General features: G+C 30.2%; 12 protein-coding genes. 7 read left to right on the forward strand and 5 right to left on the reverse strand.

What is annotated here, in order from left to right; translation table 11 throughout:
- Positions 1–61: 61 nt before the first annotated feature.
- The 3 genes from rfbD to Q0C22_RS05405 are packed head-to-tail and all read right to left on the reverse strand — an operon-like array spanning position 62 to position 2,295.
- The gene (gene rfbD / locus Q0C22_RS05395) at positions 62–907 is read right to left on the reverse strand and encodes a dTDP-4-dehydrorhamnose reductase (protein WP_291492553.1); all 846 of its coding nucleotides are present in this window, start codon (positions 905–907) and stop codon (positions 62–64) included.
- On the reverse strand, positions 904–1,452 hold the full coding sequence (gene rfbC / locus Q0C22_RS05400; protein ID WP_291492555.1) for a dTDP-4-dehydrorhamnose 3,5-epimerase: 549 nt from the start codon (positions 1,450–1,452) through the stop codon (positions 904–906). Before rfbC ends, rfbD begins: the two co-directional genes overlap by 4 nt.
- A gap of 12 nt (positions 1,453–1,464) precedes the next feature.
- Positions 1,465–2,295 carry a glycosyltransferase gene (locus tag Q0C22_RS05405; protein ID WP_291492557.1) on the reverse strand — a complete coding sequence of 277 codons (831 nt, stop codon included), beginning with the start codon at positions 2,293–2,295 and terminating at the stop codon, positions 1,465–1,467.
- A gap of 122 nt (positions 2,296–2,417) precedes the next feature.
- On the opposite strand from Q0C22_RS05405, the gene Q0C22_RS05410 reads away from it, so the two are divergent.
- Positions 2,418–2,603: a ferredoxin gene (locus tag Q0C22_RS05410; RefSeq protein WP_025392153.1), complete on the forward strand. Its 186-nt coding sequence runs from the start codon at positions 2,418–2,420 to the stop codon at positions 2,601–2,603.
- Between the two features lie 30 nt (positions 2,604–2,633).
- On the opposite strand, the gene Q0C22_RS05415 is transcribed toward Q0C22_RS05410, so the two are convergent.
- Positions 2,634–3,248, reverse strand: a complete 615-nt coding sequence (locus Q0C22_RS05415) for an MBL fold metallo-hydrolase (RefSeq protein WP_291492559.1) — start codon at positions 3,246–3,248, stop codon at positions 2,634–2,636.
- Between the two features lie 82 nt (positions 3,249–3,330).
- Here Q0C22_RS05415 and bioB point away from each other — a divergent pair, with 82 nt between their 5' ends.
- Positions 3,331–4,308 (forward strand): biotin synthase BioB, encoded by a 978-nt coding sequence (bioB, locus tag Q0C22_RS05420; RefSeq protein WP_291492561.1) that lies wholly within the window; start codon positions 3,331–3,333, stop codon positions 4,306–4,308.
- On the opposite strand, the gene Q0C22_RS05425 is transcribed toward bioB, so the two are convergent.
- Entirely contained in the window at positions 4,268–6,142 is a 1,875-nt protein-coding gene (locus Q0C22_RS05425) for a helicase C-terminal domain-containing protein (protein ID WP_291492564.1), read from the reverse strand. The genes bioB and Q0C22_RS05425 overlap by 41 nt on opposite strands.
- Before the next feature lie 88 nt (positions 6,143–6,230).
- Between Q0C22_RS05425 and Q0C22_RS05430 the strand changes: the two genes are divergently transcribed.
- From Q0C22_RS05430 to Q0C22_RS05450, 5 genes are all read left to right on the forward strand, one after another.
- Positions 6,231–6,902, forward strand: coding sequence for a 2,3-bisphosphoglycerate-dependent phosphoglycerate mutase (locus Q0C22_RS05430; RefSeq protein WP_092127934.1), 672 nt, complete (start codon positions 6,231–6,233; stop codon positions 6,900–6,902).
- Entirely contained in the window at positions 6,899–7,312 is a 414-nt protein-coding gene (locus tag Q0C22_RS05435) for an LUD domain-containing protein (protein ID WP_291492568.1), read from the forward strand. Before Q0C22_RS05430 ends, Q0C22_RS05435 begins: the two co-directional genes overlap by 4 nt.
- Positions 7,300–7,704, forward strand: a complete 405-nt coding sequence (locus Q0C22_RS05440) for an archease (RefSeq protein ID WP_291492570.1) — start codon at positions 7,300–7,302, stop codon at positions 7,702–7,704. Before Q0C22_RS05435 ends, Q0C22_RS05440 begins: the two co-directional genes overlap by 13 nt.
- Positions 7,697–9,109: an RtcB family protein gene (locus Q0C22_RS05445; protein ID WP_291492572.1), complete on the forward strand. Its 1,413-nt coding sequence runs from the start codon at positions 7,697–7,699 to the stop codon at positions 9,107–9,109. The genes Q0C22_RS05440 and Q0C22_RS05445 overlap by 8 nt, the downstream gene beginning before the upstream one ends.
- A gap of 86 nt (positions 9,110–9,195) precedes the next feature.
- A complete protein-coding gene (locus Q0C22_RS05450; protein ID WP_291492574.1) occupies positions 9,196–9,411 on the forward strand; it encodes a hypothetical protein in 216 nt (71 codons plus the stop codon).
- Positions 9,412–9,448: the final 37 nt, after the last annotated feature.

Consider the following 9,448-nt stretch of genomic DNA (forward strand, 5'->3'; position numbering starts at 1 on the left):
GACGATAAAAGCAATAAAATCAAAAAAAGCTATTATTAAGATTGAAATATATTCTTTAGTTTTATTTTTCATAGTAATTTTGCAAAAAATCAATTAAAGCATTTTGCCAATCTCTAATTTCAACATTTAAATTCCCGCAAAAAAGTTCGTTTGACATAGCACTAAAAAATGGCCTATTTGCTTTAAGATTAAATATTGACCTATCTACTGGATACAAAAATTTATTGATACCAAGCAAAGAAAGTGTCAGCTTTGCCCACTCAAATCTCGAACAAAAACCACTGTTAACCAAATGATAAACACCTCTTAAACCTTTATTTATTGCAATTAAACTATAATAAGCAATATCATAAGCACTTGTTGGAACAGAAAATTCATTATATGCAATTTTTAGATATTCATTGTTTTTACACCAACCCATAAGTTTTGATATAAAGTTGTTTTTTGAGTTACCATAAACCCAGCTGGTACGCAAAATTAAGCATTCACTTTGAGACTCCAATAAAAATTTCTCGCCTAAAAGTTTGGATTTTCCATATTCATTTAGCGGGTTTGGTTTATCATTTTCACAATACAAACCACACTTTGAACCATCAAACACATAATCAGTACTATAATGAACAAAAAAACTGCCAAATTTTTTAGATAAATCTGTCATATGAGCTACTGAAAAAGCATTTACTTTAAAGCCTTCAAAGTAATTTACCTCGCACTCATCCACTAAATTGTATGCAGAAGCATTTATAACAATTCTTGGTTTAAAGGTTTCAAACACATTTTTTAGTTGAAGATAATCTGTTACATCACACTGTTTTCTGTCTAAAGCAATAAATTTTTTATTTTCTTTTTCAAACCAAAATTTAAAAGCTTTTGCAAGCTGGCCATTGCCACCAAAAACCAATATCATTTGTATGCCTCAAACTCTAAAAAACTTTTAAGAAGCATATCTTTTTGTGATACGATAGGTTTAAATACTTTCCAATCAATATTAAGCGTTTTGTCATTAAAAATCACGCCATCTTCGCAGTCTGGACAATACTCATTTGAAGCTTTGTAATGGACAATTGCAGTATCACTTAACACAACAAACCCATGCAAAAAGCCTTCTGGCACATACAAAATATGCTGGTTGCTATCATTTAGCTCAAAAGATAACCAGCTACCAAACGTGTTTGAGTTTAGCCTCACATCAACTATAACATCCAGTATCTTGCCTTGGACGCATCTTACAAGCTTTGATTGTGGTTTTGGTTTTCTTTGTAGATGTAACCCTCTTATAACACCTTTTTTTGAAAAAGAAAAATTATCTTGAAAGAAATCTTCACTAATGCCTGCTTCTAAAAACTGGCTTTTTTTGTAAGTTTCTAAAAAAAAACCTCTCTCATCAAAAAATACTTTAGGTTTTATAAGCAAAACACCACTTATATTAGCTTTTTCAAACTCAAATGGCATAAAACCTCCATTTTAAGCGATTTTATAAGCAAAAAACTTTAATACATCTTTAAGTAAAAACTGAGGAAGCAACTCAAATCTACCTGATTTAGCAATAAAACTAAATTGATCAGTAATATAGTTTAAACCTTCTTTGGTAGTTTTACCAAATGTTTGTGTAATCCAATTTTGTGATTTATAAAACTTACCTACAGCCAGGTAACGCTCAAATTCTTCCTTTAAGCTATAATTATGGGAGTGATAAACGCAAGCTTTGCTATCATAATACACAGCCCATCCTGCAATCAAAACTTTTGCAGCCATATATACATCTTCACCAAAATCCAATTTTGGAAAACCGCCTAGACTTTGCACTACATCCTTTTTATATGCTGAAAACGAGTTAGAGTTAAATGCTAATTTTACACCATACACATCTTTTTTATCAAAAGTCTTTTTTATAGAGTAATTTGGATAATTAAAGTATCTTAAATGTTTAGAAAAAGCATCTGCATTTTTATGAGGCAATTGTCTACCATAGACAATAGCTACATCTTTTTGATCAAAATTTCTAATTAGCTTTGCAATTGAGTCTTTACACAAAATAGCATCTTGAGTTAAAAATACAACTATATTAAATTTTGCCAGATTAAGTCCTAAATTTCTAGTTAAACCATGATTGAAATTTGCTCTTTTAATTACATAAACTCTATCTGTAAAAGCATTTGCAATTTTTTGCGTATTATCATCCGATGAACTATCTATTATAATAATATCTTTAATATCTTCCTGTCTTAATCTTAAAAGAACAGCAGCTATTGTTTTTTGCGCGTTTAATGTAGGAATTACAACAGATACATTCATATGAGTTCTTATAGCCTATTAACAGTAATTTTTCAAGCATTATTTTAAAACCTATACAAAGCAATTGCACTTGACACAATTTAAATAGTATATTACAATCCAAAAAAAAAGCGGAGGTTTGTATGGCAAAAGTTACAGTAGATCAGTCAACATGCATTGGTTGCGAAGTATGTGTTGATACAGCACCTGATGTATTTGAAATGGTTGATGGAAAAGCTCAGGTAAAAAATCCTGATGGCGCTTCTATTGATGTTATCAAAGAAGCAGCTGAAGCATGTCCAACTGAATCTATCAAAGTAGAAGAGTAAATAAAAAAGGGGAAGTTTTCCCCTTTTTTATTAAATAAACGGATTATTTGATAATTCGTGTTTTATGGTTGTCTTTGGACCGTGCCCTGGGTAGACAACACATTCATCGTCTAAAGTAAGTATTTTTTTAAGTGAATTCATTAGTTGGTTATAATTTCCAGTTGGTAAGTCATACCTGCCTATCGATTCATAAAATAGTGTATCTCCGCTAAAGAGCACATGATTATCTTTGTTATACAAACAAATTGAGCCAACAGTATGTCCGGGTGTTTCAATGACAATAAATTTAATATCGCCAAGATTGATTTCGTCGCCTTCTTTAAGCAAAATATCAGCTTTTGGCGACTTTTTAGCATCGATCATAAATAAATGAGCATCAATATAGGCATCTTCTAAATATTTTGCATCATTTATACCAATTGCAAGAGGTATATTAAAAGCAATCTTTATATCCAGGTTAGCACCTGTATGATCAAAATGGTAATGAGTATTAACTATTAGTTTTGGGTGTAATTTTTTTTCTTCAATAATATTTATTATTTTTTTTGCATCACTACCTGGATCAATTATAATCGCCTGTTTGTTATTATGCACTATATAACAGTTTGTTTCCAGTACACCAACAACTAAGGTTTCAATTTCCATATTTTTAAATTATAACCAACAAATAGTTGAAATTCAAATGTTAATTTTATATACTTTGCTTAATTAACATGTTGGAGGAGTAATGCATTTAGACAGGCTTTTTGATAAAGCTTTGGAAAAAAATATAGACTTTAACAATGCAATGGATATTTTAAAAACACCACAAAATGCCATGCTGGATCTGTTTAGCGTTTCAAACAAATTAAGACAATTTTTTAAAGGAAATACAATAAGTTTGTGTTCGATTGTAAATGCAAAAAGCGGACGTTGCAGCGAAAACTGTGCTTTTTGTGCACAATCGGCTCACTTTAATACAAATATTGAATCTTACGATTTTCTACCACCAAGTACTATTGAACAAAAAGCAAAATACATTGCAAATTATCCAGTTGAGCGCTTCAGCATAGTAACAAGTGGACTTAGCTTAAATAACAAACAGGATTTTGAAAATCTTAAAAATTCTATCAATAAGATTTCAAAATTAGCTTTGATACCTGGTGTATCAATTGGTTTGCAAACAAAAAATCAGCTTCTTGAGTTAAAAAAAGCTGGACTTTTGGAGTTTCACCACAACTTAGAAACCTCAAGGGAATTTTTTCCAAAAATCTGCACAACGCACAGCTACGATGATGATGTAAATACTGTAAAAGTTGCAAAACAGCTAGGTTTTTATGTTTGCAGCGGAGGTATATTTGGCATAGGCGAATCTTTAGAAGATAGAATTAGTCTTGCTTTTGAGCTTAAAAATTTAGATGTTGATTCTATACCCATAAATTTTTTGATTAGTATTAAAGGTACACCACTTGAAAACCAAAAACCTCTTGAACCATTTGAAGCGTTAAAAATTATATCCATGTTCAGATTTATAATGCCAGACAAAGATATAAGAGTATGTGGTGGTAGAGAACATGTTTTAAAACAACTTCATGCGCTAGTTTTTTTTGCTGGAGCAAATGGAATAATGGTAAGTGATTATTTAACACAAAAAGGTCGCAGTATTCAAGATGATCTGGATATGATTAAATATCTTGGCTTAAATGTAAATCCTCAACGCTTTTAATCTCAATATAAACTTCTGGGAGCGATTTCAAAAAAATTTTACCATAAGATTTTTTTAACAACCTGTTATCTGCAATAATAATAAAGCCAGTATCTTTTTTTGTTCTAATCAATCTGCCAAACCCCTGTTTGAATTTAAGTATTGCTTTTTGAAGAGAATAATCTATAAATGCATTTTTACCTTTTTGTGCAAAGTTAGCGTACTTTGCTTTTTCAATCGGGTGTGTGGGTACTTCGAAAGGTAGTTTTGTAATAATTACGCAAGATAGATTATCTCCTTTTATATCAATTCCTTCCCAGAAACTATTTACACCAAAAAGTATAGTTTTGCTTTTAAAAAATACTTTTTGCATATTGTAGTTATCCATAAAACCTTGTTTTAAAACATTATAACCAAAATCATTGAGTAAGGTATTTGTTTTATTGTAGACTTCATTTAAAGTTTTATATGATGTAAAAAGCACTAAAATTCCTTTATTAAAGTTTGATGCAACACTCAAAACCAACTTTGCAATATCTTCTTCATAATTGTTACTTTGTGGGTTATTTATATTGTTTATTACAAAAAGTCTGGCTTGTTTTTTATAGTCAAACTCCGTTTTAAATGTTTTTTCAAATGCATCTTCTATACCCAGAATGTTTTTTATAAAACTAAAATCACTATTAATAGAAAGTGTAGCAGAAGTAAAAATTATACTTTCAACTTTTGGATATAAATTTTTTCTTAGCAAATCAGCAAAATTTAAGTTTGTGATATTGAATAACATCACGTCTTTAAATCTTTCAAGCCAGTAAACACATGATAGAGCATCTTGATTTGCAAAAGATTTAAGTATTTTGAGATTGAAATTTAATTTATCAATAATAGCTTTAAAATCAATACTTAGCTCAATATCAATCCTGTCTTTAAAACTAACAAAATCAAATACAAGCTGTTCTTGTAATTTTAAGATATTCAGTAAATATGTCTTTGCAAACTCTTCGTCATAGTTTACGCTAAAATCAATCAAATTAGAAAGTTTTAATAATTCTTCTTTGATACCATCCATTGTCTTTGTAGCATTACTTATTAGCTCAAATAGTCTTAATTTACCCATAATATTAAAAAAATTTTTAATTGCATTTAGCTGGTCATAAAAATTAAATGATAATGTCGCAAAGCTTGTTAGATTTTTTTCAATATTATGGGCTTCATCAAAAATAATCACATCAATTGTATCAAATACTTCTCCTATCTCAAACAAATCACTAAAAACAAGGTGATGATTTGTGATAACGATATCAGCATCTTTTAGTCTTGATCTTGCATTGAAGAAAAAACAATTCCGAAATTGCGGACAAAAACGTCCCATACAAGAATCCTTATCAGATTTTATTTGTTCAAATAAACCTTCTTCAAGCAAGTCGAATTCATCTTTTGTACCATTTTTTAAACCTGATAAAAACGATTTAGGGTCATCTATATTGCTAAATATACTCGCTGCATATGCATAAAATTTTCTCTTGCAAGCATAATTTTGTCTACCAAGAGCTATTTCAAATACAATATCGCCAAAAATCTCTCTAATTACAGGTATATCTTTCAGGATAAGCTGTTTTTGAAGGTTAATAGTACTCGTTGCAATAATTGTTTTTTTCTTAAATTTTTTTGCAAATAAACTTGCTGCAACAAGATAAGCAAAACTTTTGCCAGTACCTGTTGGTGCTTCAATTAAACCTATTTGTCCGTTTAACATCAAATGATATATATCTTTTGACATTTCTATCTGAGATTGTCTTTTCTCGTAGTTATCAACTTTCTGGCGTAGAATTTCAAAAATTTCGTCTATACACATAAAGCTAATCTAAATTAAAATAATTCTTATGTCAATAGTTAAACTTGAAAGTAGGCAAAAAAATGCTAATATAACAAGGGGGTGAAATATGTCACATTTAATTTTAATAAGACATGGTCAATCAATTTGGAACGATAAAAATTTATTTACCGGGTGGGTAGACATTCCTCTTAGCCAAAAGGGCATTTTTGAGGCATTAAATGCAGGTGAAAAGCTCTCAAAATTTAACATAGATATTGTGTATACTTCAAAATTAGCAAGGGCTATACAAACAGCACTAATTTTACTATCAAAACTTGACACGCAAAAAACACCCGTTATTATTCACACAAAAGGAAAGATGAAAAAATGGTCAAACTATGCAAGCAGTATCGAAATAATACCAATTATACAAAAAAAAGAATTAAATGAGCGATATTATGGCACACTACAGGGTTTAAACAAAAAAGAAGTAGGTTTAAAATATGGCGAACAACAGTTAAAACTCTGGCGCAGGAGCTTTGATGTAGCACCACCTGGTGGAGAATCGCTAAAAGACAATCTGAAACGCACACTACCTTTTTTCAAACAAAAAGTTGTCGAACAACTGGAAGATGGTAAGGATGTTTTAATTGTAGCTCATGGAAATAGCTTGAGAGCTATTACAAAATACATAGAAAATTTGGATGAAAACCAAATTATAAAAGTTGAAATACCAACTGGCACACCTATTGTTTATAATTACGAAAACAAAATATTTAAAGACAAGGTTATTTTATGATTAATAAACTAAAAGAATCCTTAAAAATCAACAAAATAGAGCTATTAGAAGTTCAAAGTTTTGTTTTTTTGGCTGAAATTGGGCTTGATATTTCAAAAGATTACGACTGCTTAGGCAACACTGGCTTTGTGAAAGCTCTCAGTGTATCAGCTGAAAGTGCTCAAGCTATAATAGACATTGATAAAAAAGAAAAATTAGAAAAAATAATGAATGTTCAAACACTCTACATTTTATTTAGCTTTAACGATATAAAAGAAAACCTCATCGAAGCCTATAATCTTGCAAAGCAAAAAAAACCAGGTGCATATTTTATTTTTGTTTCACAGGAAAGCAAAACAGCCGATATAGAAAAAACACTTGTAAGTGGTGTACAAGGACCAAAAAAAGTAATTTTTGTATGCGAAAAATAGAAGATTACTCAAGCGATATTGCAATAATAATAAAATCTAAAACCAAAAAAGGACTAATAAAAGAAGCAATATATGCTTGTTTTGAATACCTATTGGGCAAAAAACCTATGTTAGGTAAAGAAAAAAAAGTTCTCTTTTTTGAAATAAAAGGTAACCTGGAAGACGGTATAGTTGATGCGTTAAATTTTTTTCTAAAGACATTTTATATTGAAAAATATGTCCCATATAGAATTTATGTAAAAGAAACAAAAGAAAAAAATTTTGAAATTAAAGCTTTTGCACGTTTGTTTAACGGTAATTTAATCCATTACATAAAAGCCGCAACATACCTGGATAATAAAATATTCCAAAAAGGCGATATGTTTACTTTAAAGGTAGTTTTTGATGTTTAATATTGAAAAAGTTACAGATTACTTCTATAAAATCAAAACAAATACTGTTGATATAGAAATTTACGCAAACAAAACAATTCTAAAAAAAATTGAAGAAGATGATACTTTAAAACAGGCTTTAGATATAACAAAACTACCTGGCATAAAAAAAGTTTTACTAATGAGCGATGCACATCAAGGCTATGGTTTTCCCATAGGAAGTGTTGCTGCTTTTGATTATGAAGAAGGTATCATATCACCTGGCGGTGTTGGATATGATATAAATTGCGGTGTTAGAGCTATTAGCTTAAATGTTGATGTTGAAGAAGTGCAAAAACACGCGGAAAAGATTCTATATGGACTATATGCACAAATTCCAAAAGGCGCTGTAAGTGATAAGGCAATCTACTATTTAAACGAAAAAAAACTCAGACAGGTAACATTTGAAGGTGCTGAATTTGCAATAAAAAATGGTTTTGGAGAAAAACTGGACCTTCAGGCAATAGAAGATAATGGTCGTATAGAAATTAACAATGATTGTCTTACAAATGATGCTATAGAAAGAGGAAAAACAGAGCTTGGATCGCTTGGTAGTGGTAATCATTTTTTAGAAATCGATAAAGTTGAAGAGATATTCGATAAAAAAATAGCCAGTGCTTTTGGTATTTATCAGAACTACCCTATCTTACTCTTACATACAGGCTCAAGGGGTCTTGGTCACCAAATTGCAATTGACTATTTAAGATTATTTAAAGAAAGCGCTAACCAAAAAAAATTATCGTTTCCAAATAAAGAACTTACCAGCTTACCATTTTCTGACAAATTAGCTAAAGATTACTTTGAAGCAGCAAATCAAGCTGCAAATTATGCTTTTGCAAACAGGCAAATTTTAGGTTTTAAAGCTTTACAGATAATTTTTGAGATTTTAAAAAAGCCCATTAACTACACATTAATTTACGATATTGTTCATAATATCGCAAAAATAGAGCAACATAACATAAATGGCAAAAACCAAAAATTAATAATCCACAGAAAAGGTGCAACACGGGCATTTTATGCAAAACACTCAGCTTTAAAAAATTCACGTTATTTTGATACAGGTCATCCCATCCTTATACCAGGTACAATGGGTAGTAACTCTTATATTTTAGTTGCCAATGAGTCAGATCAAACTCTAAATAGTATATGTCATGGTGCAGGTAGAATCCTGGGCAGAAGGCAAGCCATAAAAACACTAAAAAATCAAGACTTAATAACTCAATTAAAACAAAAAGGTATACTGCTTCTTGGAGATTCAAAAAAAAGCTTGCTTGAAGAAGCACCCCTAGCCTATAAAGACATAGATGAAGTTATTGATATAACGATAAAAGCCAACATTGCCAAAAAAGTTGCAAAGCTTAAACCCCTACTTGTTATTAAAGGTTAACAATAAAGAGACCATTCATTACTCTGCGTCAAACCAGAATGAAAATGTGTAAAATATTTTAACTTTTTTAGGAGGTTTGACCAGTTATGAATTTTAGTGAACAGGAAACTCAAAAGCTACTCAAAGGTATTGATGTTAATGAGATTGTAAAAAGGATAGCATTGCAAAACAACTTTTTTGGAGAAGATGGTATATTTACCCCTTTGATAAAAACTATAGTTGAAAAAGCCATATCTGCTGAAATAGACTCGTTTATAGCTCAAGAACCTAATCTCCCGCCCCATATTAACTACTCATCTTAATAATTCTTTTTTTAAAGCATTTTTGTTATTTTTTCTT

It is taken from the genome of Desulfurella sp. (genome assembly GCF_023256235.1).
In the GTDB taxonomy this organism is placed as follows: Bacteria; Campylobacterota_A; Desulfurellia; order Desulfurellales; family Desulfurellaceae; genus Desulfurella.